Consider the following 26,921-nt stretch of genomic DNA (forward strand, 5'->3'; position numbering starts at 1 on the left):
TATTATCAAAAAATTATAGTAGAATTTAAAAAAATATGATAGCATTTTAGTCATCTGATGACCTGTTGATTTGGAGGGATTCATAATGAAAGTCTCATTATTTGTGACATGCCTTGTCGATATGTTTCAAGGAAATGTAGGAAAGGCGACTGTGGAACTTCTTGAACGGCTTGGTTGTGAAATCGATTTCCCAACATCACAAGTTTGCTGCGGACAGCCGGCTTATAACAGCGGGTATGTAGTAGAGTCAAAAGGTTCAATGAAAAATATGATTAAAGCATTTGAACATGCGGAATATGTTGTAACGCCATCCGGTTCCTGCGCATATATGTTCAAAGAATATCCGCATATTTTTAAAGGGGATCCGGAATGGGAACAAAAGGCTCAATGTTTAGCAGATAAAACCTTTGAATTGACCGACTTTATTGTAAACGTTTTAAAAATTGAAAATGTCGGAGCCCGATTAAAAGGCAAAGCCACTTATCATACATCATGCCATATGACGAGACTTTTAGGAGTCAAAGATGCACCCATCCGATTACTCAAAAATGTTGAAGGGCTGGAATATGTTGAACTTCTAGGAAAAGAACGCTGCTGTGGATTTGGCGGTACATTCTCTGTGAAAATGGGGAATATTTCCGGAGAAATGGTGGATGAAAAAGTGCGAAATATCGAAGAAACAGGAGCGGATATTTTAGTTGGTGCGGATGCCGGTTGCCTCATGAATATCGGAGGGCGAATCAGCCGCACTGGAAAACCGATTCGCGTCATGCATATTGCAGAAGTATTAAATAGTCGCTGAGGGGGGATTTATGATGGCTATGAAAACAAGTGATGAACAATTCAAAGAACGTGTGGAGAAAAACTTAAACGATAGCTTTATGCGCGGCGCCATTTCCGCTGCACAAGCCCGGTTCCAAACCCGCCGGCAAGCCCGCGTAGAAGAATTAGGGAACTGGGAAGAATGGCGGGCCCATGGAGAAGAAATTCGAAAACACGTTCTAGAAAATTTAGATGCCTATCTTTATGAATTGAGCGAAAATGTGGAAAAACGGGGCGGCCATGTATTTTTCGCTAAAACGAAAGAAGAGGCTTCGGATTATATAAAAAACATCGCCACCCAAAAACAGGCGAAAAAAATCGTCAAATCCAAATCGATGGTAACGGAAGAAATCAATTTAAATGCCGAGCTGGAAGAAATTGGCTGCAAAGTGGTGGAAACCGATCTTGCGGAGTTCATTCTGCAATTAAATGACCACGAACCACCTTCACATATCATTGTGCCGTCATTGCATAAAAACCGCCGCCAAATACGGGAAATCTTTGCAAAAGCGGGCTATGACAAATCGGAGCAGCCTGAAGAAATGGCGCTTTTTGCCCGCAAAACATTGCGCCAGGAATATTTAACGGCAGATATCGGCATTACCGGCTGCAACTTTGCCATTGCGGAAAGCGGCACAGTGACGCTTGTTACAAACGAAGGAAATGCCGACCTTGTATCGGCCTTGCCAAAAACCCAAATCGTTGTGATGGGAATGGAACGAATCGTGCCGACTTTTGAGGAAATGGAAGTGCTTGTCAGTTTATTAACACGCAGCTCGGTCGGCCAGCGATTAACAAGCTATGTCACATTGCTGACAGGCCCTAAAGGAGAATACGAAACGGACGGCCCTGAAGAATTCCACTTAGTCATTGTAGATAATGGACGTTCGAAGATTTTAGGAAGCGAATTCCAGCCGATACTTCAATGTATCCGCTGCGCAGCGTGCGTCAATGTTTGCCCGGTATATCGCCATGTAGGAGGCCACACTTACGGGTCCATTTATTCCGGTCCGATTGGTGCTGTTTTATCGCCGCTCCTTGGAGGATATGAAGATTTCAAAGAATTGCCGTATGCTTCAAGCCTTTGCGGTGCTTGTACAGAGGTGTGCCCTGTAAAAATCCCGTTGCATCAATTATTGCATTTGCATCGCCAAAAAATTGTGGAACAGGAAGGGAAGGCGCCGATTTCAGAACGTCTAATCATGAAAGCGTTTGGGCTGGGGGCATCCTCTTCGCCGCTCTTTAATGTGGCAGCCAAAGTCGCTTCACCAATCATGTCTCCTTTTGCAAGAGATGACAAAATCACAAGCGGACCAGGGCCACTAAAAGCATGGACGGAAGTGCGGGATTTCCCTGCCCCAAATAAAGAAAGCTTCCGCCATTGGATGAAGCAGCGCCAGAAAGGGGAGAAATCATGACCATTCAAAATCGCGATGAATTTCTAAATCAAATTGCCAAAAGCCTCGGCCGCCCTGTCAAAACCAAAGTGGAACGTCCGGTTTGGAAGCACGCTCCGCAGCTTGAAGTATTAAAAAATGCGTCTCAAGATGAACTGGTGGAAGTATTGAAACAACAGTGCCAAAATATTCATACAACCTTTGTCCAAACGGATACTGCCAATTTGCCGAATGTGCTTCAACAAGTGGTAACGGATTTCGGCGGAGAGTCGGTCATCACGTGGAATGATGAACGATTTGAAAAATTCGGCGTCAAAAAATTGATGGAAATTTGGCCTGAAACAGGCATAAAGGTTTATGAATGGAATCCTGATACGCCGAAAGAAAACATACGGCAAGCGGAACAGGCAAACATCGGTATTACTATCAGCGAAATGACATTGGCCGAATCTGCAACGGCCATGCTGTGCAGCCATCCGAAACGGGGACGCGCCATGAACTTTCTGCCGCAAAACATGATCGTGCTGATCCCAAAAAGCACCATTGTGCCAAGAATGACGCAGGCTGCCCAAAAAATCCATCAGCAAATTGAAAAGGGGCAACAACTGCCGTCTTGCATTTTATTTATGTCAGGGCCAAGCAATTCTGCCGATATTGAATCTGTCTTAATTGTTGGGGTCCATGGACCGGTTAACGCAACGTACATTGTAATCGAAGATCAATAAATGTTTGTTTTCCCATCTTACAAAAGTCGTAATGATGTACAATCAACATCTTGCGACTTTTTTTGCATATGAATTTTTAAGCACGCTTTTATCTTTGCTTATGAAAAATCTTGCCTATAATCTTTTAAATACTCAACTGGCATCTTAAATAACTCGATCTTATAATTGATGAACAAGGAATATTTACCCTGTAGTGGATCGGAATAAAAAAAGGAGGATTTTTATGAAAGTGATCGTATTTGGATCAACCGGTGGCGTCGGCCGACAGGTTGTAAAGCAAGCATTAGAAAAGGGCTTTGAAGTAACTGCATTTGTACGCACCCCATCCAAAATGGAACTCAAACATGAAAAGTTACATGTGATACAAGGCGATGCCTTCAATAAAAAAGAAGTATCTGCAGCAATTGCAGGCCATGATGTAGTCGTATCCTGTCTAGGGTCAAGCAAAGGGATGAAAAAATCGACGGAACTTGAAGAAATGACAAAAAATATCGTGGATGGCATGAAAAAACATCATGTCAAACGAATCATCTACACGGCTTCCGCGGGGATTGACGGGGAAATTCCGGGAATCAGCGGAAAAATGGTGATGCAAATGTTGAAACATGCCCTCGCCGACCATCGCAATGCAGTGAATTATATTAAATCGAATGAATTGAGTTATACGATTGTACGGCCTATGGGGTTAACAAATGATCCTTTCACCGGAAAGTACAGGGAAGCAAAAGAAGGGGTGCCAAAAAACTCGCGCACCATTCCGCGGGCGGATGTAGCACATTTTATTGTGAAAGCATTGACGGATGAACAATATGAAAACGCATCAATTGCTATTGCAACATAATGCAAAACAAATTTCATCGATGCAACAGTTAATCATTCAAACCGGAAACCAATCAAAAGCATTGGATTCGCTCACGATATGTCCTTCCGGCTTCCCCGGATGACGCCCATTTGACTATGAAAAAAATTTACGGGAAAATATACTTTGTATTCCAAAATGAAAGGCGGATTTCATGAAACATCGCTCTCTAATATTGCTCGGGTTGCTTATGGGACAAAGCCAGCACGGATATCAAATCAATGAATTCATTGAAAGAAACTTAAATACAGTAACCGATATGAAAAAGCCGACCGCCTATGCCACTTTGGATAAACTTCATCAACAAGGGTATATCGACATCCAATTAGAACAAGAAGGAAACCGGCCTACGCGGAAAGTTTATTCCATCAACGAGAAAGGCCGGGAATATTTTTATCAATTGCTCATTGAAAATCTCTCGTCTGCAGAAACGGTTCATTATAAAGGCGATATCGGGTTGATGTTTATAGACTTTCTTCCAATGGAAAAGGTGATTTCCTCCTTAAAAGAACGATTGGAGAAGAACAAAAAAATGATGGAATCACTTAAACAGACCCCGGCACACGAAATACGGTTCGGAGTGAACTTGGCCGTTGAACATAAAATTGCAATGTTGGAAGCGGAAATTGCCTTTCTTGAAAAAACCATCCAGAAACTTCATCACGCAGATTAATTTCCACACATCTTTTAAATGGGCACATGGGATGGTTCCTATTTTCTCTAGAATTGACAACAGATTATTATCTGTTGCCCAAATAGTCAAGATTGACTATTCACAAAAATACTAATATACTCGTAATAGTCATACATGACCATTTAGAATACCGATAAGGAGTGGACAAATATTGTATCTCGCAATCAAAGAGCTAAAGCACAGCAAACTGCGTTTTTTACTGATCGGGGCAATTACCGTTCTCATTGCATGGCTCGTATTTATTCTCTGCGGTCTCGGTAACGGCCTTACCACATTAAGTGCCGCCACATTAAAAAATATGGATGCCGACTATGTTGCATTTGAAGAAGGATCAAGAGCTTCCATGAGCCGCTCCGTAATCAGCGAAACATTGGTCGACGATTTAAAACAACAATCCGGTGTCGAAGATGCGTCGCCAGTAGGGGCAACATCGTTGACAGTCATCAATGAATCATCTTCCGACAATGAAAAAGTGGACGTTTCTATTATAGGAGTGATTCCCGGCAGCTTCCTAGAACCTGAAATTGTTGAAGGAAAACCCCTTCAAAAAGATCAGCCTTTGGAAGTTATCGCCAATGATTCCTTGAAGAAAAAAGGTTATGAAGTCGGGGACACGTTAAAAATTGAAGGATCACTGGAAAAAATGAAAATTGTCGGGTTTGTGACGAATGAAACATACAACCACTTGCCGGCCATATTTACCACTTTAGATAAATGGCGATCAATCCAGTTTGCAGCGCCCGGTTCAAACAAAGGTGTCGAAAAACCGGTCAATGCGATTGTAATGCAAGGGGAAAACATCAATGCTGAAAAGTTAAACAAAGAATTTGACAATATTGAAGTCGTAACAAAGGCAAAAGCCATCCAAGGAGTGCCCGGTTATAAAGAGGAAAACGGCACCATCATGATGATGCTGACATTCCTTTTGGTCATTTCAGCATTTGTATTGGGTGTTTTCTTCTACGTACTCACATTGCAAAAATCCAATCAATTCGGCGTCTTGAAAGCTATTGGGGCTAGCAATCGTTTCCTTGCCAAAATCATTGTTTCCCAAGTGTTCTTGCTGTCACTGACGAGCGTAATCATCGGAATCTTGCTGACTTATGTGACAGCCCTCATTCTGCCGGATGAAATGCCATTTGCGCTTGACGTGAAACTGGTCATTTTATACTCCATTTTATTGATTTTGATTTCGACATTAGGATCACTGGCTTCTGTCCGCAGAATTGTAAAAATTGATCCACTGCTAGCGATAGGGAGGGTAGAATAATGCCTGTTTTGGAATTCAAAAACGTTTCTAAAATTTACAAACAAGGAGAAAATGAAGTCCAAGCCCTGAATGATGTATCGCTGACAGTGGAACAAGGAGAATTTATTGCTGTCATTGGTCCATCAGGTTCAGGAAAAAGTACATTCTTATCAATTGCAGGGGCCCTCTTGAATCCTACACAAGGCGAGGTCATTCTGAACGGCAAAAACCTTCATGAAATCAAACCGAAAGATTTGGCCAAAGTGCGCCTTCATGAAATAGGCTTCATCTTGCAGACAAGCAATCTTGTCCCTTATTTAAATGTGCTTGATCAATTGCTTGTCGTAAAAAGAATGGCCGGAAAAGTGACGAAAGAGGACAAGCAATATGCCATTCAATTGTTGCAAGAACTCGGTTTGGGGGAAAAATTGAAAAAATTCCCTGAACAATTGTCCGGGGGAGAACGGCAACGGACCGCCATCGCCCGCGCCTTTATGAACAATCCATCCATCATCCTGGCAGACGAACCGACTGCAAGCCTGGATTCAAAAAGAGCTTTTGAAGTCGTCCAACTGATTGCAAAAGAAACAAAACTAAGAAATAAAGCAGCCATCATGGTAACCCATGACGAACGTATGCTTGAGTATTGCGATAAAGTTTATCGAATGGAAGACGGCAGATTGTCATTGGACGAAACTTCCACACATAAAAAATAATCGGTGGAAGAAAGGGAATCCGTTAACCCGGCCAATGACAAACTGAAAGAGAGAGGCCATATATCATGGAGGCCTCTCCCTTTTTGTTCGGCTTTTATTTTTTCCCTTTTAAGATTCTTGCATGCCCCAATACTTTTTTGTGCAGCAAAAGCTTAGGCAATTGGACGGCATCGGCCAGTTTACAGCTCTCCAGATTGGACGCCTGTGCCCTTATTTCTTCCAAGAACGCTTGTTCATCGCCGAAAATTTTCTCATCCCCGAACAAATCCAAAAAAACAAAGTTACCACCCGGCTTCAACACTCTTAATGCCTCTTTGACCACTTCCGTTTTGTTTTTGGAATCTTTCACTTCATGAAAAGTGAGGCAGCTTACAACCAAATCGAATTCCCCATCCTCAAAAGGGAGATCGGCAGCGCTTGCTTTCAAAAATTTAACCCGATTAGAAACACCTTCGACTTCCGCATTCCGCTTGCATTGTTCTTTTGAATATCCCCAACCTCTTCCCCAAAAATCAATTCCGGTAAAAGCGCCTTCGGGAAATGCTTTCGCCAATTTAATGATCAGTGATCCATTGCCCGCACCGATATCCAACGCTTTTCCTTTTCCATCCCAATCGACTTTGGAAACAATGAAATCATGAATCCTGGATTGATAATTTCCGCCTATTGGAGAAAATTGATAAATGGAATAGAGAAGCAAAAAGGAAATATAAAGAAACGGCAGCGCCAAAATCACCGCAACCACTTTCAAGTACAATTCAATCGGCAAAAATAAGGCATCCAGCAGGATAAGGGCCATCCCAATAAAAATCACCAGTTTATAAACCCGGATCCAAGTTCGATATTTTGCTTTTTCTGTCATGTTACCACTCCTTCCAAACGTTTTTAACTCCCTTTCAGCTTCGCATATTAAAATCCTGTCCCGTTTCAAATGAACATACTTCAATGATGATTTATTGATTCTTTTCATGATAACGATTATCATTATCATAAAAGAACCTGATTGCTGCATTATTTTTATGTTTGATAATTAGAAAATGGTTTGGAGGCATCAATGGTGGGTAATTTTATTGTAGCAGATAATCGCGGTATTGAATTTCAATGTTTTTGTCAGGGCTATAAAAAGGAAAACCTCGTCTTGCACCCGGTTTTTCTTGAACAAGGGGATCTGTTGACCATTACAAACCGGAAAAAATATATCGTGGATGTCGGCTGGTTTATTCTCGTCAAAATCAACGATTCCCAAGAGGAATTTTTGCCTGTGGATGAATTGGAAGAAGCGATGACCAATGAAGCATTGCTGGACGAAATCGGATGCATGCTAAAAATGCTAAGCATCTCTTATTATTTAGATCAAGCGTTAGCCATCAGGAATAAAAAGGAGTTTATAAAATATTCTTCAATTCGTAATAAATTTGCCACCCTCTATGAAAGATTATGTGAGAAGGTATATATAGAAACGTAAAAAATTTCCTGTACATGATTTATATGTCTTGGACCCATCATAATGGAGGAAACCCATAGTTGCACTTGATGCACTATTGACTCTAATTAAGAAAGGATGATAGCCTATGACAAATTTACAAAGAAGCGCAAGCACCAAAATGTCTCCCACATTGGTGGAAGCATTAAATGACCAGATGAATTATGAATTTTATTCTTCCCATGTTTATCTTGCGATGGCTTCCTACTGTGAAAGCCAGAATTATAATGGTTTCGCGAAATTTTTCCTGGAACATGCAGAAGAAGAAAGAGAGCACGGAATGAAAATCTACAAATATCTTCAAGATCGCGGCGAACAAGCGATTATTACAGGCTTTGGCGATCCAAGCAATGAATACGAATCCGTGCTGGATGCCTGCGAAAAGGCGTTGGAACATGAAAAAGTGGTAACAAGCCGTTTCTATAATCTTTCCGATATTGCGGAAAGCGAAAAAGAATATACTACGATTTCCTTTCTGAAATGGTTCCTTGAAGAGCAGGTTGAGGAAGAATCACTGTTTGAAACGGTAGTCCAAAAATTAAGACGCATCAAAGATGATGAAAGCGCGCTTTTCATTTACGATATGCATATCAGTCATGATGAAGTGGAATAATCCTTTAAAATAAAAAGCAACGACTTACCAATGTAAGTTGTTGCTTTTTCCTTTATTTATGATACGGCTCCCCCTTCATAATCCGGAATCCGCGGTAGATTTGCTCCAGCAGAATGAGGCGCATGAGCTGATGGGGGAAGGTCATGGGGCCGAAGCTGATTTTTTCGTCCGCCCGCTTCAACACATCTTTATGTAAACCGAGGGATCCGCCGATGACAAAGGCCACTTTGCTTGTGCCATATGTCATCAATTTTTCCAACCCTTCCGCAAATTCCTCCGAGCTTTTCATTTTTCCTTCAATGGCAAGGGCATAAACATAGGCGCCGTTAGGAATTTTCGATAAAATCCTGTCGCCTTCCTTCTTTTTCACGATTTCCATTTCGGATTCGCTCAGCTGTTCAGGAGCCTTTTCGTCCGCCACTTCCACGAAATCCACTTTGGCATAACCCGAAAGGCGCTTTGCATACTCATCGATTCCCATTTTTAAATATTTTTCTTTTAACTTTCCTACCGAAATAATCGAAATGTTCATCTTCTCCACCTTTTACCGTCCATACCTATTATTGTTCAACTAATGATAATTTTTAGAAATTCACATGGAATCCACATGAAAAAAGCATTTATAAACAAGTTATCCACAAAAGTTTTGCACATATCCACAAAACAAATCTACATTTTGTGTAAAGTTATTTTCTTGATACAAGATATTTTGCTTCCTTTTCGCAATACTCGCATTTTGTGGATAACTTTTCTTCTTCTTTCACTTGTTCTAAAATGGGAAATTCCTTCGTTTCAGCAATAACCACATCTAACGCATGATTTACATGCATTTCACAGCAAAATATGTTCATTTTCATGCCCTCCTTTTGAACGCATTTTTCCACAGAGTTATTCACATTTTTCTTATTTTATCCACAAAACATTGTAACAAACAAAGAAAGAGCAGGAAACAATCAACTTTTTGTTCCTGCTCTTTTGTGAACAAACTCGTGTGGATAACCCGAATTTATCCACAAATTATAATTGGCTGCCTTCCGTTAATTTTAATTTCAACTCCATCTCTTTACCTGAACGATATACTTTTACTTTCAAAGTATCGCCAATTTCTTTTTCATTATATAGATATTTTCGCAAATCAATGGAGTTTTCAATTTTTTGTCCGTCCATTTCCACAATGACGTCATATTGCTTGACTCCCGCGCGGTCTGCAGGGGAACCAGGTACAACTTCTGAAACAACAACACCTGTTGTCACATTGTCAGGCAATCTTAACGTTTGTTTTTGGTAGAAGGATGGCACGTCCGTTAAATCCATTAATCCGATTCCCATCGCCGGACGCTTAACCTCTCCGTTTTTTTCAAGCTCTTCAATGATCGGAATGACCGTGTTGATCGGAATTGCAAAGCCTAATCCTTCAACCCTGTCTTCCGCAATTTTCATGGAATTGATGCCGACTACTTCTCCGGCGATATTCACTAAAGCACCGCCGCTGTTGCCAGGGTTGATGGCCGCATCTGTTTGCAATACATCCGTTTCCCAATCCACTGTTCCATCACCGTTCAAATCGACAGGAACGGAACGGTCTTTTCCGGAAATCACCCCTGTTGTGACAGAGCCGTAAAAATCCATTCCTAATGGATTTCCAATGGCAATCACCGTTTCTCCTTGTTTTAATACGTCAGAGTTCCCAAATTGCGCAACAGTCTCCACATTTTTGCTTGGAATGGTAATGACGGCCAAGTCTGTCCAGATATCGCTGCCGACCAATTCCGCTTTTTCCTTTGTTCCATCAGCCAATGTCACTTCCAATTGCTTCGCGTTTTCCACTACATGATGGTTTGTGACAATATAGGCTTTATTTCCATCCACTTTATAAATGACCCCTGAACCGCTGCCAGCTTCAGTTTCTTGTGATTGGCGCGTCCAGAAGTTTGCCACTTCCTGAATGTTTGTAATTCCTACAACCGCTTTCGACATCTTCTCGACTGCTTTTGTTACATCCGTTGTAACTTCCGTAGCCGATTGCGTAATTTTCGGCGTATCATTGTCCGTCCGGCTGATTGAACTACCTGAATCCTCTCCAACCAGAGAAGGAATCATAAACCAGACTAAAAGGGCACCTACAAGTACGCCGATAAAACCGCTGAAGTAATATCCAAAAACCCCTGGCCTTCTTTTATTTTGCTGCCGGGACATCCTTTCCTCTTCTTCGCGTCTTAACCTTTCCTGTAAAGGAGAATAGGAAACATCTTTATCTGACTCATTCCGGTCATTATTATTTTGATAAAAACTCATAGTCCTTCCCCTTTCATTCTCTATCGTAAATATAATACAACTTTAAAATGAAATTTACATGAAAAAACCCTTGCTAAATTCAATAAAGAAAAAATCATAATTTCATTATGAACGATACAATCAAATTTTAACAAAAACGTTCAATCAATAAAAAAGGGTGCCTTGAAAGTCAAAAACTTTCGAGACACCCAAAAATTATTTTTTTATGCCCATCAATTCTTCATACAGTAACAAGCAATGTCGGCTCTTCCGCATCCGTATCATGCAAATGCAAAAATTCCCCTTCTTTTATGCCGTAAGAAGCCAATACTTGCTTAACAGTCATACGGGCAAGCTCTTTCATATTATTTTCTTTACTTAAATGGGACAAATAGATATGGGTCGGTTTTTCTTCAACCACTTCACTCATGGCCACTGCCGCATCTTCGTTGGAAACATGTCCAACATCGCTTAATATGCGACGCTTGATTGACCAAGGATATTTCCCCATTTGCAACATGTTGATATCATGGTTGGTTTCAAACACGAATGCATCCGCGCCCCGGATGAATCCTTTCATCCGGTCGCTTACATAACCGGTATCTGTAATGATGGCAAGCTTGCGGCCATTTTCATGGAACACATAAAACATCGGGTCCACCGCATCATGGGATACTGCAAAGGATTCAATATCCAATGAGCCAAAGGATTTTATTGATTCCATATTGAACAAAAATCGCTGATCCAGCGGAATATTGCCGACCAGTTCATCCAATGCCCTCCACGTTTTTTCATTCGCATAAATCGGCACTTGATATTTTCTTGCAATGACGCCCAACCCTTTAATGTGATCGCTATGTTCATGGGTTATCAAAATGCCCGTTAATTTTCTAAGATCGCGGCCAATTTTGGAAAACAGCTGTTCCATTTTTTTGCCGCTCAATCCGACATCCACCAAAAAGGCATGTTCGTCTGTTTCTACGTAGATGGCATTTCCTGTACTGCCACTTGCCAACACACTAAATCGCATTTCGTACACCCTATTCCTCTTCTATTTCTTTCAATTGTTCCAATTCATCTGTTTCATCAACATCCACTGTTAAATCCGATTGAACATCAATCATTTTCCCGTCTACCGCATTTACAAACAATTCTTCTTCTTCACCATCGGCGGGAATGATGCGCACTTTCCAAGTAGGAACAAATACCTGGGTCTGTGTCAGCTGCACAAGGGTTGAATAGCCAAGCTTAATCTCTGCAATATGTGAATTTGGTTTAATCAAGTCCCTTGCGTATAATATTTGAATAATTTGTTGAGGGGGAAGGAGATTTTCTTCTTCTTCAAATTTTTCAAAATCCCTCAACATCGTTTGCTCATATTTCGTTACTTCCAAATCTTCATTCCAATATATTGTAACAATACCATTGACATTGTAGTAGATCGTTTTATCATCAAAATTTTGAAAGAAAATGGCCTTCCGTTCTTCTTCGTCAATTTTCCATATTGTATAGGAAGACCCGTTATATACATTGTTTTTTACAAACTCGTTAAAACTCGACTTTTCTTTGACATTTCGGAGTTTTACCGGTTCCTTCAGCGTGACGATCAGTTTGTTGTTATTTTCTATTGTAATTTGTTGATAGTTTTTCAGTTGTAAATTTTCTTTATTAAAATCCATTACTTTTGCAGAAATATACGGCGCCGTTTCAATAGTCGGCAGCAAATTATATGTGATGCGATCCTCTTTCAATCTTGCTTCGATTGTATTGCCGCCGGATACTTTCACCTGTTGGGCTTCGATATGGCGGTTTAAATAGAGGGAGAAAAGAAAAACATCCAAAATGAGAAATACGAAAATAAATATGGTTTTGGATCTACTCCAGTCCATTATTTCCCCCTCCTATCGCTTCCGGCGTAATGCGTATCCAGCTCCCTTGGCTTAACGCAAACCAGCTTGGCTCCAATGAATATAAAAGATCATTATCATTTTGTTTTATATAATATCCAAGGATCAAATCGTCCACTTCACTTAACTCTAACTGTTTTGTTTTTTGAATAAAATCCACAACTTGAAGCCCGCTTGCCACTTTTCGGTTGAATTTTTCAGAATTGATATCTAAATCAAGCAAAAAATAAGGTCTCTTATAGCGGAATAATTGATTTTCCCCCCAGGTCGTCGTAATTCTTGTTGCCGTATCTGTGCCAAGAACAGGAAAGCCCTGCTTAAATAGTTGATATTCTACGATATGTTTCGCTTCATTAATGGAAATTAAACGATAATCACCTGTAAAGCCACCATGTTCATTGACAAATTCAAAGCTATCCTGCAGCAATTGAGAAGCCGGTATTTCCACCATGCTTTCGGAAGATGGATTTACATAATTCAAATAGCGGTATTTTACATCTACCGTCATAAGAGTCATACCATCTGTATACTTAGCGGTCTCCTGGTTCTCAATGTTTTTCCGCACAATGTTCGGGTCATAAAACAAAATGTCCCTGAACATATCCGGTTCAATTTCATCAATATAGTACGTATATTGAACTAATTCCATTTCATCTGCCGGTACATATAAGGAGAGGTTTTCGGGCCGTTCAATTTCTTTATAAGCAACCAATCCTTGCAAAGCTTTCAACACCGTTTCTTGAAAATAATCCCCTGACATTTTTATTTCAGTGCTATATAAGGTGCGGTGTGAATCGCTTAACAAGTAAACTATCAATGTCTTGTCAGCACTCACTTTGCTCCAATCCAGCACAAGTTTATTAAAACCCGTTTCCGGCAATTCATCCTGAGAAAAGCGGATGATTGAATGAAATACTTTAATCGGCACTTCATCTGCAAAAAATAGCGTCATTCTTTGGTTTGTCCTGAGAAAATCATTTATTTTTTTATCGGACATATTATTTTGGACCAAATAAAGATTTGAACCGTTCCAACCGGTCATCATTTCCATCAAATGATTAATAGCCTCTGTTCCGATTGTCCCTTCCCAATCATCATGATTTCTGACCAAAATTCGGTAAGGTTTAATGACTTCTTGCAGATCCTTTTTTTTCCCTACCATCAGCTGGTCCACCGGCGATTCCTCGATCACTTGAAGGCTTGGTGTATAGGTCCAAATGGCAAAGGTTAAGGCAATGCTTAACAGGACAAGAAAAAGAAGCAAAAAGGATTTGATTTGCTCAATATACTTCATTCCCAATCACCAGCCCCATCGATTTCATACGGCAACGTGAAGAAAATGGTTGTTCCCACTCCTTCTTCACTTTCTGCCCAAATCGTTCCGTTGTGCGCTTTAATCATTTCTTTGGCAATCGCAAGACCCAGCCCGGTTCCGCCCATTGCACGGGAACGCGCTTTATCTACGCGATAGAATCGGTCAAAGATTTTTCCGAGATTTTCTTTCGGAATCCCCATACCGTCGTCGGAAATCATCACTTTTAACATGTTTCCTTGAACCGTAAAACCAAAGCGGATATTGCCTCCATCAGGGGAATATTTGATGGCGTTCGAAATGATATTATCGAGCACTTGGGTCAACTTATCCGTGTCAATTTCCACAAAATACGGTGTCTCCGGTATGTAGCGGATGAATTTCACATTTTGGGATTTTGACATTTCAAAACGGTCAATGATTCTATGGAAGAAGCTGTTGAATTCAACGACTTCCTTATTTAGCTGATAGTCTTTCGCATCCATTTTGGATAAATCCAATAAATCATTTACAAGGCGAATCATCCGCTCGGTTTCTGTCTGAACAACATTGATAAAGTGCGGAGCAATATTTTCATCTTTCCAGGCCCCATCCGCAAGTGCTTCCAAATAACTTCTCATCGTTGTTAAAGGCGTTCTCAGCTCATGGGAAACATTTGCCACGAATTCGCGCCGCTCCATTTCAATTTTTTCTTGTTCGGTGATGTCATGCAACACAGTAATTAAACCATTTACAAACCCTGTTTCTTTTTGGATGACAGAAAAATTAGCCCTCAAAATTAGTGGCGCTTCTTCCGTGCTGAAATCTAAGTTAATCGGTTCCTTCATATGAATTAAATCTTCAAAGCTATAGTTTTCTTCGATTCCAAGCACCGATGCAATCGGCCGGTTCAACGTCTCTTCCCTTGTTACTTTTAAAAAGCTTAATGCGGGATCATTGATCAAAATAATTTTTCCTTTCCGGTCCGTTGCGATTACCCCGTCCGTCATATTGGCCAGAACGGACGCCAGTTTTCTGCGCTCTGCCTCTGTTGAGGATTGTGCTTCTTGTAAACGGTTTGTCAAATGGTTGAAAGTGATGGCCAATTGACCAATTTCATCATCGCCGTATACACGCACTTTTCTGGAAAAGTTTCCTCTGGACATTGCTTGAGCCTGTTTGCGCATATCCAATATGGGCCTAGTGATTGTTCTTGCAATCAATATTCCTAAAATGACCGTAATGACCAATGATATCGCTGTACCAACCGCAAAAATTCGGTTGATATCATTCATCGTGTCATATACTTTTTCAATATTTGATTCTATATAAATGGCGCCGATGACGTCACTGTTTGGATCCGCTGTACTAAAAATAGGGCTTGCAATGAGCCAAACCCTGGTATTTGTATCTGCATCAAGGGCAATTTCTTCTTGATAGGTTTGAGATGAAATGGCTTTTTTTACAATATCATCATTTGACCGCTGACCGATGATCGACTGATTTTCCGAATCGGAAGTGGCAATGATTCTATTCCGCTGGTCAATCACCCGAATTTCATTGATATCGCCAGTTGCAAATTCGCGTAATGCGATGTTCAAACTTTGCTCCAACGTAGGGGCCGTTTCATCCCGTTCCTTCGTCAATTCCTCCCTGATGCTGTATTGAATTAAATCCATGCGTTGAAGAATGGAATCCTGGAAGCTTGATTTCAGGCTGTCTTCCAGTTTATTGGAAAAGTAAATCCCGATTATTTGCAATGCAATGATGATCAGCAACACGTATATTAATACAAGCTTTACATGGATTGAGCGAAAAAAACTAACCTTTTGCATTCATTCTACTCCTGTTCAGGATTTCGCAAATAGTAGCCAACCCCTCGGCGGGTAACAATCCAAGCAGGATGGCTTGGGTTATCTTCAATTTTTTCCCGAAGACGGCGGATGGTTACATCTACTGTCCGGACATCTCCAAAATAATCATACCCCCAAACGGTTTGCAATAAATGTTCCCGGGTCATCACTTGTCCAATATGTTTTGCTAAATAATGTAAGAGTTCGAATTCCCGGTGTGTCAACTCGATTGTTTCACCTCGTTTTTGGACAATATAAGCATCCGGCTGAATTACTAATGAACCGATTGTAATATTGTTCGATTCTTCTTTTGCCTCTTCTTGAGCAGAAGCTTTTAAACGCCGCATATTCGCTTTTACTCGGGCAATTAATTCCCTCGTGCTGAAAGGCTTCGTTACATAATCATCGGCTCCCATTTCAAGCCCTAACACCTTGTCAATTTCAGACCCTTTTGCCGTAAGCATAATGATTGGAAAATCATATTTCTTTCTGACTTCCCGGCAAACTTCCATACCATCTTTTTTGGGAAGCATAATATCCAACAACATTAAATCCGGCTGTTGTTCTTCGATAATTTTTAAAGCTTCCTCTCCGTCATAAGCACAAATAACTTTATATCCTTCCTTCACCAAGTTAAACTGCAAAATATCTGCAATGGGCTTTTCGTCGTCAACAACCAAAATTGTTTTGCCGTCCATTTTTTGAAGTTCCTCCTTAATAAATATCAGTAAATCTATTTTAAATGCTGCATGCTCATATTCACATTTCACTATTAAATCTATCATGCTTTTTGTTTTCATGCATTCCTTAACCATTATACCAAAAATCATAATACTGAATTGTCCTGTATTATTATTAATTCCCATTTCTTCTGCAAATCAAATTTTTCCATTTGAAATGATTGCAAACATAAAAACTATTTTCCGGGAAATATTTCGACATATTTCTTCTTTAAGAAATAAAAAAGGCAATGACATATTTTTATGCCACTGCCTGCATCATGATTAATTTAAAACTGATAAAGGATTGATCAATAATCCATTTTTTGTGACTTCAAAATGCAAGTGCACTCCAGTCGAATTTCCAGTTGATCCCATTATTCCGATTACAGTTCCTTGAGGCACCACTTGTCCGACAGAAACTTTGATTTGGGATAAATGGCCATATAATGTTTGGTATCCATTGTTGTGGTTAATGACAATTTTATTCCCATAGGAACCATCCCATCCTGCAAAAACTACAACACCATTGTCGCTTGCTTTAATGTTGTAATTTGATGGACGGGCAATATCGATTCCTCTATGGAAGCTGCCCCAACGCGAACCCATGCCGCTTGAAATATATCCACCGCTTGTCGGCCAAACAAATTTGCCGGTACCTCGGGATGAAATGACTTTTGTTCCTACTTTTTCAATATGTTTTGTTGGTTGAACTAATACTTTTTCATTTGTCACCGTTTTATTTACCACTTGTCCATTGACTGCTGTCACTAAATAAGAAACTTCTTTTTTGCCGGGGCTGCCTTTTTGAACAATTACTTTTTCGCCTTTAAACATGGAAGCATCTTTTCGAATTTCTTTTTCAAAATCAATAGTTTCTGATTTTACGGTTTCATAAACCACTTTTACATTGATTAACGGTTTTTCAACTGTCACATTAATTTCTTGTCCAATTTGCAATAAGCTATCAACCGACAAACCTGGGTTCAGGGCCAATAGTTCTTTCGTTGTCAAACCATGTTCTTTCGCGATTTTTCCAAGAACATCGCCTTTTTTTACAATATAAACCTGTTTTTCAAGGGAACCGGTTTTAATAAATTTCACCGCTTCATCAGGTGTAAGAATGTTCGCAGGATTCGCCTTTGCTTCTTTGACTGAAACATCTTCCGAAAGAACAACATCCACAATTTTCATGTCGTTTTCTTTTAAGTTTTGTTGAGCTTCCGAATTTTTGGATTGCTCAAATTTTTTCAGTTTTTCTTCCGGAACATATTGAAGCTTTAATTTCTTTAATGTTTCTTCATAATCTTCTTTATTTTTCAAATAAAGAACCGGTTCTCCATTGACATAAAGCGCATAAGCATCCGTTTGGACTTCCAGTTGTTTCTTCAATGTTTTCAATGTGTCCGAATCTGTTGTTTCATAAGAAAATACTTGTTCTGGAACAATGGTTACCAATTCATCAGCATCCACTTCATATCCTGGATAGTTTGCACTTGCCTCTTTTTCTTTCTCTTTTATCACTTCTTTTACTTTCTTTTCATCGGATACCGAACCGATATACTCGTCTTCCAAATAAACATGATAAATTTTGTCGACTGAATCAATGTCGCCTTCATTGGCAAAAGCCAAATTGAAAGTTACTGTCGAAAGGATGACAGTTGCAACGAATGCTTTGATCAATGTACCATATTTATGCTGTTCCAGAAGACTTACATTTTGGCTGTTCAGACGACCTATTTTCCATTTCGTCTTCATAATCTAGCCCCTTCCACTCTTCCTGCTCCATTTAAAGACGCTTTCCATGTTCCCCAATTATAGACTGTATCATAATGTTGAGTAAGTTTGTTCAATTTAAGTTTTTTGTAATGAAAATGTATTATTTCGGAAACTTTTGTTACAATTTATAAATTAATGTTGAAACATGTAAATTTATTAAAAAAATTCGTCAAAATCAGTGTTTTATAAAGATCTTCTTTAATATATCCAAGGAATTAAATCGGCATATACCCAATTGAACCAAGTCCAGGCAAAACAAAAAGGAGAATTTGAGCAAAACTCAAATTCTCCTTCAAAATTTAATCTCCGAATTACGAGCTAATAACGATTGGAGTATTATTCCCAAACATCATTTACAATGTTAGTTTGTTCCCTTGCTGGACCTACAGAAAATGTCATTAATGGAATGCCTGTCAATTCTACAATCCGGTTGATATAATTTTGGGCGTTTTCAGGCAGTTCATCGAAAGAACGGACGCCTGTGATATCTTCCGTCCACCCTGGAAGTTCTTCGTAAACAGGTTCGCATTCCTCCAGAACATGCAAGTTCGCAGGATATTCTGTCAAAATTTGATCTTTATATTTATAAGCTGTGCAAATTTTCACTGTTTCCAAACCTGTCAATACATCGATGGAGTTTAAAGCCAAATCTGTAATGCCTGATACGCGGCGGGAATGGCGCACCACAACTGCATCAAACCAGCCTACGCGGCGAGGGCGGCCAGTCGTTGTACCGTATTCTCTGCCGACTTCCCGAATCTGATGGCCAATTTCATCAAACAACTCTGTCGGGAACGGACCGTCGCCTACGCGGGATGTGTACGCTTTGCATACACCGACCACTCTTGATACATGGGAAGGGCCGATTCCCGTGCCAGTTGTTACACCGCCGGCAACAGGGTTGGAAGAAGTGACGAACGGATATGTTCCATGATCAATATCCAGCATCACGCCTTGGGCACCTTCAAATAATACGCGCCCGCCTCGATCTAACACGTCATTCAATACTTTTGCCGTATCTGTAACGTATTGTTTGATTTCTTGTCCATAGTTATAATACTCTTCAAAAATGTCCTCGAATTTAAGGCCTTCCACTTCATAATATTTTTCAAACAGACGGTTTTTCTTTTCCAAGTTTTCGCGCAGCTTCTGTTCGAATACTTCCCGATCGAGCAAATCGGCAATCCGGATTCCCATGCGCGCGATTTTATCCTGATAACATGGTCCAATCCCTTTGCATGTGGTTCCAATTTTTTTATCGCCACGGGCTTCTTCTTCTATTTTATCTTGGTAGATGTGATAAGGGAGAATGACGTGGGCACGGTTTGAGATACGCAAATTTGACGTATCAATACCGCGTGCTTGCAAGCCCTTTAATTCTTCTACAAGGGATTTCGGATTGATAACCATCCCATTGCCCATTACAGATATTTTATCTTTATAAAAAATACCGGAAGGGATTAAATGTAATTTATATGTTTCTTCGCCAATCTTGATGGTATGTCCGGCATTGTCGCCGCCTGAAAAACGAGCAATCACGTCCGCCTTTTTTGAAAGGAAATCGGTAATTTTCCCTTTTCCTTCGTCTCCCCATTGAGTTCCAACAACAACAACTGAAGTCATTTGAGCACCTCCGGGCATTATACGTCCTTTATCAAACAGATTAATTGTACAGTGAAAAAGTCTATTCGTCAATGTATAAAAATAAAAGAACACGAACAAATATTTTAATATTATGTACCATTGTTCGTGTTCTTAAATGTCTATTTTATTATGCTGTTTTTCGATTCCTGTTATGCATGCATCGGCTCTTGGCGCTGAGACCAGTCGATATTCAAAAATTTATTAAACTCTTTTTTAAACGCGAGGGTCACAGTTCCAGTCGGACCGTTCCGCTGTTTCGCAATGATGATTTCAATCATATTCTTATTTTCCGTTTCTTTGTCGTAATAATCGTCGCGGTATAAGAAAGCCACAATATCCGCATCCTGCTCAATGCTTCCGGATTCACGAATATCGCTCATCATCGGGCGCTTATCCTGCCGCTGTTCGACGCCGCGGGATAACTGGGACAAAGCTATTACCGGTACATGCAATTCACGGGCCAACGCTTTTAATGAACGGGAAATTTCCGATACTTCCTGTTGCCGATTCTCTCCGCGCCTGCCGCTTCCTTGAATCAACTGCAAATAATCGATGACCACCATTCCAAGCCCCTTTTCTTGGGCAAGGCGGCGGCATTTCGCACGAATTTCGTTCACCCTTAGCCCCGGCGTATCGTCAATATAAATTCCCGCATTCGATAGCGTACCCATCGCAATCGTTAGCTTGCTCCAATCTTCTGCGGTAAGGGATCCCGTTCTTAATACTTGGGCGTCGATATTTCCTTCCGCACAAAGCATACGCATGACTAATTGTTCGGCACCCATTTCCAGCGAGAATATTGCCACATTTTCCCGCGCTTTCACCGCCACATTCTGCGCAATGTTTAATGCAAAAGCGGTTTTCCCTACGGATGGACGCGCGGCAACAATAATTAAATCATTCCGCTGAAATCCTGCCGTCATCCGGTCTAAGTCCGTAAATCCGGTCGGAATACCGGTCACATCTCCGCTGCGATTCTGAAGCTGTTCAATTTTGTCGTAAGTTTCAACAAGAATATCTTTTACATGTTTGAAGTCGCCGGCATTTTTCCGGTTGGCAACCTCCATTATTTTTCTTTCTGCTTCGGATAAGAGTTCCTCTACCTCATCTTCCCTCGTAAAACTGTCCTCCACAATTTTTGTTGCGGTGCGGATTAGTCTCCTTAAAATGGACTTTTCTTCCACAATCTTTGCATAGTAGCTGACATTGGCCGCTGTAGGGACGGCATTGGCCAGTTCCGTTAAATAGGAGAGCCCCCCTACATCCTCCAATTCTTTTCTTGCAGATAATTCTTCCGTGACGGTAACGACATCGATGGCACTGCCTTTGTCGTTTAAATCAAGCATTGTCTGGAATATTTTTTGATGGGCAATGCGATAAAAATCTTCCGGCACCAATATTTCTGATGCGGTAATCAAGGCTTGCGGATCCAGGAATATCGCACCAAGGACTGATTGCTCCGCTTCATGGTTATGCGGCGGAACGCGATCGATCAGATCACTCATTATGATTCTACGCTCCTTATTCTTCCTTCACATGGACTTTCAAAGTCGCTTTTACTTCTGGATGCAATTTCACCGGAACGTTTGTAACGCCTAATGAACGAATGCCTTCGTTTAACTCCATTTTCCTTTTGTCTAATTTAATGCCGAAATCTTTTTGCAATACTTCCGCAATTTGTTTTGTGGAAACGGAGCCAAAAAGGCGTCCCCCTTCTCCCGCTTTCGCTTTAATTTCCACTGTGATGCTTTCCAACTTTTCTTTTAATTCTTTCGCTTTTTGAAACTCCTGGGCTGCTAGTTTCGCTTCATGTCTTTTTTGCGCCTCCAATCGGCTCAGTGCTTCTTTTGTCGCTTCTACAGCCAAACCTCTTTTGATTAAGTAGTTTTGGGCATAACCATCCGCAACATTTTTCACTTCACCTTTTTTTCCTTGGCCTTTCACATCTTTCAAAAATACGACTTTCATTTTTCACTGCTCCCTTCCAAAGTTTCCGTAATGGCATCTTTCAATAATATTAAAGCTTCCTCGATTGTTTCCGCTTCAAGTTGACAAGCGGCATTGCTCAAATGTCCGCCTCCGCCGAGTTTTTCCATAATGACTTGCACATTCACATCGCCCAAAGAACGGGCGCTGATCCCGATCAAACCATCTTGGCGGCGGGCAATGACAAACGAAGCATTCACATCTTTCATCGTGAGCAATATATCTGCCGTTTGGGCAATTAATACCGTATCGTATTTTTTATCTTCTTCTCCATGGGCTACCGCGATGCCAGGATAAATAAATTGGGCCGTCTGGATAATTTTCGACCGCATAATAAATGTATCAATGTCTTCTTTCAACAGCCGCTGCACAAGCACCGTATCGGCTCCGTAGGATCTTAAATAGGAAGCCGCTTCAAAAGTTCTGGCTCCTGTTCTTAATGTAAAACTTTTTGTATCAACAATAATTCCGGCAAGTAATGCGGTTGCTTCCAGACTTGAAAGTTTTTCATCATCAGGCTGATATTCCAGAAGCTCTGTCACTAGTTCCGAAGTGGACGAAGCATACGGTTCCATATATACCAGCGTGGAATTTTTAATAAATTCCTCACCTCGACGATGATGGTCAATCACGACAATTTTTTCAAACCGTTTTAATAAAGTTTCATCGACCACAAGGCTCGGGCGATGGGTATCCACAACAACCAATAAGGAATTTTCCGTCATGATGCTTAAAGCCTCATCGGGCGAAATAAAATACTCTATCAAATCAGAATCCTTTTTAATGACATCCATGAGGCGCTTGACACTTCCATTCAATTCATCAAAATCCAATACGATATAGCCATTCACTTTATTCATTTCGGCCATCTTCCGTACACCGACTCCGGCGCCTATGGAATCCATGTCAGGATTTTTGTGTCCCATGATGAATACTGAATCGCTATCTTGAATTAAATCTTTCAATGCGTGGCTGATGACACGCGCCCGGACCCTGGTCCGCTTTTCAACAGGGTTTGTTTTTCCGCCATAAAATTTAATTTTTCCGTTTGGTTGTTTAATGGCCACCTGGTCTCCTCCGCGGCCCAACACCAAATCCAGACTTGATTGGGCCAATTCTCCAAGTTCAATTAGGGATGGAGAACCCGCTCCGACTCCGATACTCAATGTGAGGGATAGATTCTTTTTGGCTGTTTTTTCGCGAATATCATCTAAAATGGAAAATTTCTTTCTCTCCAATTCATGCAGCGTCGCTTCATTTAAGATCGCCAAAAACCGGTCTGTATCAATTCTTTTGATATAAATGTCATGTTCTTCTGCCCATTCATTAATAATGGAAGTTACCGTTGAACTTGTCATGCTCTTCGTCTGGTCATCCATTCCCTGTGTAATATCGTCATAGTTATCGATAAATAGAATGGCAATGACCGTGCGATCGTCATGATATTGTTTTTCTATTTCGACTTGTTCTGTTACATCAAGAAAATATAACAGTTTCTCCGCTTGCTTATAAAGCACTTTAAACTTGCGATCTTGAATGGTCACAATGCAATCTTTTTTATCATCGCTTTTTCTTATATTTTGCAATTCATCGGATAACACGAATAAATTTTGACCCGTTAAAGAGGGCAGATCCATGAGCCTCGTCATATAGGGGTTTGCCCATTCAATTTCAAATTTATCATTGATCAATATCACGCCAATCGGCATTTCCAAAAGGACTTCCTGCCCAACTTTTTTCATCCGGAATGCCAAAGATTCGATATATTTTTCAATCGCAAGATGCGAGATTTTTTCCTTTCGCCAATCATAAAAAATGACGATTGCAACTATTATGGTAAAAGCGAGTCCGACCCAAACATTCAACAGGAATAATCCGATGATGCCCACCAAGCCGAAAAAGGCCAAATGGAAAAGTGGGTAATGCATTTTCCGCTTCCTGTAAGTATCCATGTAATCAGCCCCTTACTTCCGAATCTTCCCTGACACATATGAGCGAATGTCAAACCCCAAATCCAAAATTCCTAAGAGGATGACAAAATTGTACAGCGGAATGGCCAAAATCGTCGCCAACACTTTCAAAAAAGCGGGTGCCCGTTTCAGATCCAACACAAAGTGAAGGAAAGAAATCCCTTGAATTGTCAACAACACCCATAAAACGAATGAAAAATTCAATACGATTACATATAGTGTTGTTCCAATTTCAGGGCGCACAAACAATTGAACGGTCAACACGATTAAATAAATCCATAATATCGTCTTTGGCAAACGCAAATCTTTAAAAGCATGGAATTTGGGAATTGCGATACCCAGCCGTTTTAAAATTGGAAGATTAACCGATATCAGCAAAAATGCAAAGAAAAACGCACTTAATGTCACCACGGCGGGAATCGACATTTCCATATGTTGAAACATCAAATTTAATGTTTCTTTAAACGCTTCTTCATTCATCGGCATTTCGCCCGTAAGATTTTTGGCCAGTTCAAAAGATTCCATGTAACTGTCGCGCATTAATTGAAAGGATTCTTTTATAAAATCCTGTTCAAACAGTTTTACTGCCACAATATATTGTATTGCAAACGTAATTAATAATGAAATTCCGGTAGACATGAATAAATAAGCTTTGCTTTTGCCCTTATGCAATGCATTTCCCATGACAATGCCGCAAACGGCAAAAATCATGGAAAATGGCAATATGAATAATCCCCCCCCAAAGAAAAGGGTGATCAAACATCCTACAACCCCTGTTACAATGGAGGTAGCCAGATCATATTTTGCGCTATACCATGCCATTGGCAATGGCGCAAACAATGCCGCCGCCAAACTGATGACTGGTACATAATATGCAATAGCAATGAGAATCGCGAAAATGGCTATGATCATAGCTCCATGAGTCAGTTTTTGTGTGTGATTGTTCGGCATGGGATACCTTCCTTTTTAAATATCAATCAATCTTTACATTCGTATATTGTACCATTTTTTAAATAGCAGGACAAAATTGCGGATAGAGTTATCCACAGAAAAAAGATTTGATTTTTAAATATAGATTTGGACGTTCTATAAATAAAATTCTTTGCAATTAAAAAGATCATCCAATCAAAGATTAGATGATCATCGTATCCTCAATAATGTGTCGTTTTTCTTGAACCCCTGATCAGGATTCAGGTTGCTCCGCATTTTCCGTTTCACCATCATCGGGTTTTTCGTTTCCATTTTTCTGATCCTGCCGGGTTAGAAGATCTTGATACTTTTCAAACTCATAAAGTTCAAACATTTGCACAAAATCTGCGATAATTTCCTGCGTCGCTTTCAATTCGCCGGCAATGACAGGGTTCGCCGCCTGCAGTTCTTTTGTTTCCAATTGTTTTTTCAGCACTTTTTCCTTCGTCTCCAAATGTTCCAAAAACATGACCGCCCTTTTCCGCCGAAACGTTTTGGCTCCTCCTTTGTCACAATGCCCGTGGCCATGCCGTCCAGGTCCTTCGCGTCTCATCATAAACCTCCACATCGTATACAAATGTATACAATTTTTTATATTGTCATTGTATACATTTGTATACAATATCGTCAAGCATCAATATTTCCCGTTTCTTTGAAAAAAGCTTTCGAATAGTGAGGGTATCTAGAAAGAGTTCAACATATTACTTAATGTTTTATCATGCAAAATGCGAAGAATATAATTTTTTAAATTTTTTGATTTATCTAAAGAGGATTATTTTTATAGTGAGGGTAAAAAGCGGATAGGAGTTCTCTCAATGTATAAAATATAGCAGCTATAAAGAAGGGAAGAAGCGATTAATTTTTGACATTCGTGTGTCCGACTATACAATACGGTTATCTATCATCGATGAAGGAATTGTATACCTTCATATGATTTACCGCGAATTTTTGAACCATTCTTCACAGGAGAGAATGGGCGAAAATTTCCGAATTCCTCGGCATTGGACTATATATCTGCAAAAAAATCGCCGATCAATTAGGTGTCTCTCTTTCAGTGCAATCGACCCCTTTTATTGGAAATAAAAAACAACAAAGGTTCAGCTGAACCTTTGTTGTTTTTAATACGTTTGATTATTTATCTTCCGCCACGAATGGAAGAAGTGCCATGATGCGGGCACGTTTGATGGCTCTCGTTAATTTGCGTTGGTATTTTGCGCTTGTGCCAGTTACGCGGCGAGGAAGAATTTTTCCACGTTCAGAAATGAATTTTTTAAGCAAGTCCACATCTTTATAGTCGATGTGTGTGATGTTATTTGAAGTGAAGTAGCAAACTTTGCGACGTTTGCGACCACGACGTTGTGCCATTTTTTTTCCCTCCTTTTGCATTAAACTGCCGTTATCCTAATACCTTAAAACGGTAAATCGTCCTCTGAAATTTCAATCGGACCTTTGCTTGAAGCAAATGGGTCTTCATCGACACGTGTATAATTTTGCTGATTTTGAGGAGGTTGACTTGGAAATGGTGCGCCAAAAGGATCCGGTTGCTGACTTCCGTATGGAGGTTGACTTGCACCGTAAGAAGGTTGTCCTCCAAATTGCTGCGGACTTTGTGCACTTTTTGGTTCCAAAAATTGCACAGATTCAGCTACGACTTCCGTTGTGTAAACCCGTTTGCCATCAGGCCCTTCATAACTGCCGGTTTGAATTCGGCCATCCACTCCAATGAGGCTTCCTTTTCTCATGAAGTTGGCGAGGTTTTCAGCCTGTTTTCTCCATGCTACACAACTAATGAAATCCGCTTCCCTTTCACCTTGCTGGTTTGTAAATGTCCGGTTGACGGCAATCGTAAAACGGGTCACCGGCACCCCGCTTGGCGTGTACCGCAACTCCGGATCTTTCGTTAGCCGACCGACCAATACGACGCGATTAATCAATTTTGCAACCTCCTCTTTCAGCATGAAATTTCATATT

27 protein-coding genes are annotated in these 26,921 nt (G+C 40.4%); 9 read left to right on the plus strand and 18 right to left on the minus strand.

Annotation, left to right across the window (positions count from 1 at the left end):
* The first annotated feature begins 85 nt into the window (after positions 1-85).
* From FKZ59_RS07090 to FKZ59_RS07120, 7 genes are all read left to right on the plus strand, one after another.
* The gene (locus tag FKZ59_RS07090; protein ID WP_141602056.1) at positions 86-802 is read left to right on the plus strand and encodes a (Fe-S)-binding protein; all 717 of its coding nucleotides are present in this window, start codon (positions 86-88) and stop codon (positions 800-802) included.
* A 13-nt stretch (positions 803-815) separates the two neighbouring features.
* A complete protein-coding gene (locus tag FKZ59_RS07095) occupies positions 816-2,240 on the plus strand; it encodes a LutB/LldF family L-lactate oxidation iron-sulfur protein (RefSeq protein ID WP_141602057.1) in 1,425 nt (474 codons plus the stop codon).
* The gene (locus FKZ59_RS07100) at positions 2,237-2,944 is read left to right on the plus strand and encodes a LutC/YkgG family protein (protein WP_141602058.1); all 708 of its coding nucleotides are present in this window, start codon (positions 2,237-2,239) and stop codon (positions 2,942-2,944) included. The genes FKZ59_RS07095 and FKZ59_RS07100 overlap by 4 nt, the downstream gene beginning before the upstream one ends.
* A 223-nt stretch (positions 2,945-3,167) precedes the next feature.
* The gene (locus FKZ59_RS07105) at positions 3,168-3,785 is read left to right on the plus strand and encodes an NAD(P)-dependent oxidoreductase (RefSeq protein ID WP_141602059.1); all 618 of its coding nucleotides are present in this window, start codon (positions 3,168-3,170) and stop codon (positions 3,783-3,785) included.
* Positions 3,786-3,957: 172 nt separating this feature from the next.
* Positions 3,958-4,476 (plus strand): PadR family transcriptional regulator, encoded by a 519-nt coding sequence (locus FKZ59_RS07110; RefSeq protein WP_141602060.1) that lies wholly within the window; start codon positions 3,958-3,960, stop codon positions 4,474-4,476.
* A 172-nt stretch (positions 4,477-4,648) separates the two neighbouring features.
* Positions 4,649-5,767, plus strand: coding sequence for an ABC transporter permease (locus FKZ59_RS07115; protein WP_141602061.1), 1,119 nt, complete (start codon positions 4,649-4,651; stop codon positions 5,765-5,767).
* Positions 5,767-6,462: an ABC transporter ATP-binding protein gene (locus FKZ59_RS07120; protein WP_141602062.1), complete on the plus strand. Its 696-nt coding sequence runs from the start codon at positions 5,767-5,769 to the stop codon at positions 6,460-6,462. Before FKZ59_RS07115 ends, FKZ59_RS07120 begins: the two co-directional genes overlap by 1 nt.
* A gap of 94 nt (positions 6,463-6,556) precedes the next feature.
* Here FKZ59_RS07120 and FKZ59_RS07125 read toward each other — a convergent pair whose 3' ends face one another.
* Positions 6,557-7,324 (minus strand): class I SAM-dependent methyltransferase, encoded by a 768-nt coding sequence (locus FKZ59_RS07125; RefSeq protein ID WP_141602063.1) that lies wholly within the window; start codon positions 7,322-7,324, stop codon positions 6,557-6,559.
* 195 nt (positions 7,325-7,519) lie between these two features.
* Between FKZ59_RS07125 and FKZ59_RS07130 the strand changes: the two genes are divergently transcribed.
* Positions 7,520-7,927 (plus strand): hypothetical protein, encoded by a 408-nt coding sequence (locus tag FKZ59_RS07130; protein ID WP_141602064.1) that lies wholly within the window; start codon positions 7,520-7,522, stop codon positions 7,925-7,927.
* Positions 7,928-8,066: 139 nt separating this feature from the next.
* Entirely contained in the window at positions 8,067-8,558 is a 492-nt protein-coding gene (locus FKZ59_RS07135) for a ferritin (protein WP_141602105.1), read from the plus strand.
* Positions 8,559-8,610: 52 nt separating this feature from the next.
* On the opposite strand, the gene rlmH is transcribed toward FKZ59_RS07135, so the two are convergent.
* The 17 genes from rlmH to ssb all read right to left on the minus strand — a co-directional run bounded on the left by rlmH (position 8,611) and on the right by ssb (position 26,884).
* Positions 8,611-9,090, minus strand: a complete 480-nt coding sequence (gene rlmH / locus FKZ59_RS07140) for a 23S rRNA (pseudouridine(1915)-N(3))-methyltransferase RlmH (RefSeq protein ID WP_141602065.1) — start codon at positions 9,088-9,090, stop codon at positions 8,611-8,613.
* Positions 9,091-9,244: 154 nt separating this feature from the next.
* On the minus strand, positions 9,245-9,409 hold the full coding sequence (locus FKZ59_RS07145) for a CxxH/CxxC protein (RefSeq protein ID WP_141602066.1): 165 nt from the start codon (positions 9,407-9,409) through the stop codon (positions 9,245-9,247).
* Between the two features lie 166 nt (positions 9,410-9,575).
* Positions 9,576-10,853: a S1C family serine protease gene (locus tag FKZ59_RS07150; RefSeq protein WP_141602067.1), complete on the minus strand. Its 1,278-nt coding sequence runs from the start codon at positions 10,851-10,853 to the stop codon at positions 9,576-9,578.
* 220 nt (positions 10,854-11,073) lie between these two features.
* Positions 11,074-11,862 (minus strand): MBL fold metallo-hydrolase, encoded by a 789-nt coding sequence (locus FKZ59_RS07155; RefSeq protein WP_141602106.1) that lies wholly within the window; start codon positions 11,860-11,862, stop codon positions 11,074-11,076.
* A 10-nt stretch (positions 11,863-11,872) separates the two neighbouring features.
* Complete coding sequence (locus FKZ59_RS07160; protein WP_141602068.1) at positions 11,873-12,721, minus strand: two-component system regulatory protein YycI; 849 nt, start codon at positions 12,719-12,721, stop codon at positions 11,873-11,875.
* Entirely contained in the window at positions 12,708-14,033 is a 1,326-nt protein-coding gene (locus tag FKZ59_RS07165) for a YycH family regulatory protein (RefSeq protein ID WP_141602069.1), read from the minus strand. The genes FKZ59_RS07160 and FKZ59_RS07165 overlap by 14 nt, the downstream gene beginning before the upstream one ends.
* Complete coding sequence (walK, locus tag FKZ59_RS07170; RefSeq protein ID WP_141602070.1) at positions 14,030-15,865, minus strand: cell wall metabolism sensor histidine kinase WalK; 1,836 nt, start codon at positions 15,863-15,865, stop codon at positions 14,030-14,032. Before walK ends, FKZ59_RS07165 begins: the two co-directional genes overlap by 4 nt.
* Before the next feature lie 5 nt (positions 15,866-15,870).
* Positions 15,871-16,581, minus strand: a complete 711-nt coding sequence (gene yycF, locus FKZ59_RS07175) for a response regulator YycF (protein ID WP_141602071.1) — start codon at positions 16,579-16,581, stop codon at positions 15,871-15,873.
* A gap of 306 nt (positions 16,582-16,887) precedes the next feature.
* Positions 16,888-18,360 (minus strand): peptidoglycan DD-metalloendopeptidase family protein, encoded by a 1,473-nt coding sequence (locus FKZ59_RS07180; RefSeq protein WP_141602072.1) that lies wholly within the window; start codon positions 18,358-18,360, stop codon positions 16,888-16,890.
* Positions 18,361-18,717: 357 nt separating this feature from the next.
* The gene (locus FKZ59_RS07185; protein ID WP_141602073.1) at positions 18,718-20,004 is read right to left on the minus strand and encodes an adenylosuccinate synthase; all 1,287 of its coding nucleotides are present in this window, start codon (positions 20,002-20,004) and stop codon (positions 18,718-18,720) included.
* 170 nt (positions 20,005-20,174) lie between these two features.
* The gene (gene dnaB / locus FKZ59_RS07190; protein ID WP_141602074.1) at positions 20,175-21,530 is read right to left on the minus strand and encodes a replicative DNA helicase; all 1,356 of its coding nucleotides are present in this window, start codon (positions 21,528-21,530) and stop codon (positions 20,175-20,177) included.
* A gap of 16 nt (positions 21,531-21,546) precedes the next feature.
* On the minus strand, positions 21,547-21,993 hold the full coding sequence (rplI, locus tag FKZ59_RS07195) for a 50S ribosomal protein L9 (RefSeq protein ID WP_141602075.1): 447 nt from the start codon (positions 21,991-21,993) through the stop codon (positions 21,547-21,549).
* Positions 21,990-23,963 carry a DHH family phosphoesterase gene (locus tag FKZ59_RS07200; RefSeq protein ID WP_141602076.1) on the minus strand — a complete coding sequence of 658 codons (1,974 nt, stop codon included), beginning with the start codon at positions 23,961-23,963 and terminating at the stop codon, positions 21,990-21,992. Before FKZ59_RS07200 ends, rplI begins: the two co-directional genes overlap by 4 nt.
* Positions 23,964-23,975: 12 nt before the next feature.
* Complete coding sequence (locus FKZ59_RS07205; RefSeq protein WP_141602077.1) at positions 23,976-24,932, minus strand: YybS family protein; 957 nt, start codon at positions 24,930-24,932, stop codon at positions 23,976-23,978.
* A 232-nt stretch (positions 24,933-25,164) separates the two neighbouring features.
* Positions 25,165-25,503: a hypothetical protein gene (locus FKZ59_RS07210; protein WP_141602078.1), complete on the minus strand. Its 339-nt coding sequence runs from the start codon at positions 25,501-25,503 to the stop codon at positions 25,165-25,167.
* Positions 25,504-26,081: 578 nt separating this feature from the next.
* Positions 26,082-26,315 (minus strand): 30S ribosomal protein S18, encoded by a 234-nt coding sequence (gene rpsR, locus FKZ59_RS07215; RefSeq protein WP_141602079.1) that lies wholly within the window; start codon positions 26,313-26,315, stop codon positions 26,082-26,084.
* A gap of 44 nt (positions 26,316-26,359) precedes the next feature.
* The gene (gene ssb, locus FKZ59_RS07220) at positions 26,360-26,884 is read right to left on the minus strand and encodes a single-stranded DNA-binding protein (protein WP_141602080.1); all 525 of its coding nucleotides are present in this window, start codon (positions 26,882-26,884) and stop codon (positions 26,360-26,362) included.
* Positions 26,885-26,921 lie beyond the last annotated feature (37 nt).

Source organism: Ureibacillus terrenus (genome assembly GCF_006569205.1).
Lineage (GTDB): Bacteria > Bacillota > Bacilli > Bacillales_A > Planococcaceae > Ureibacillus > Ureibacillus terrenus.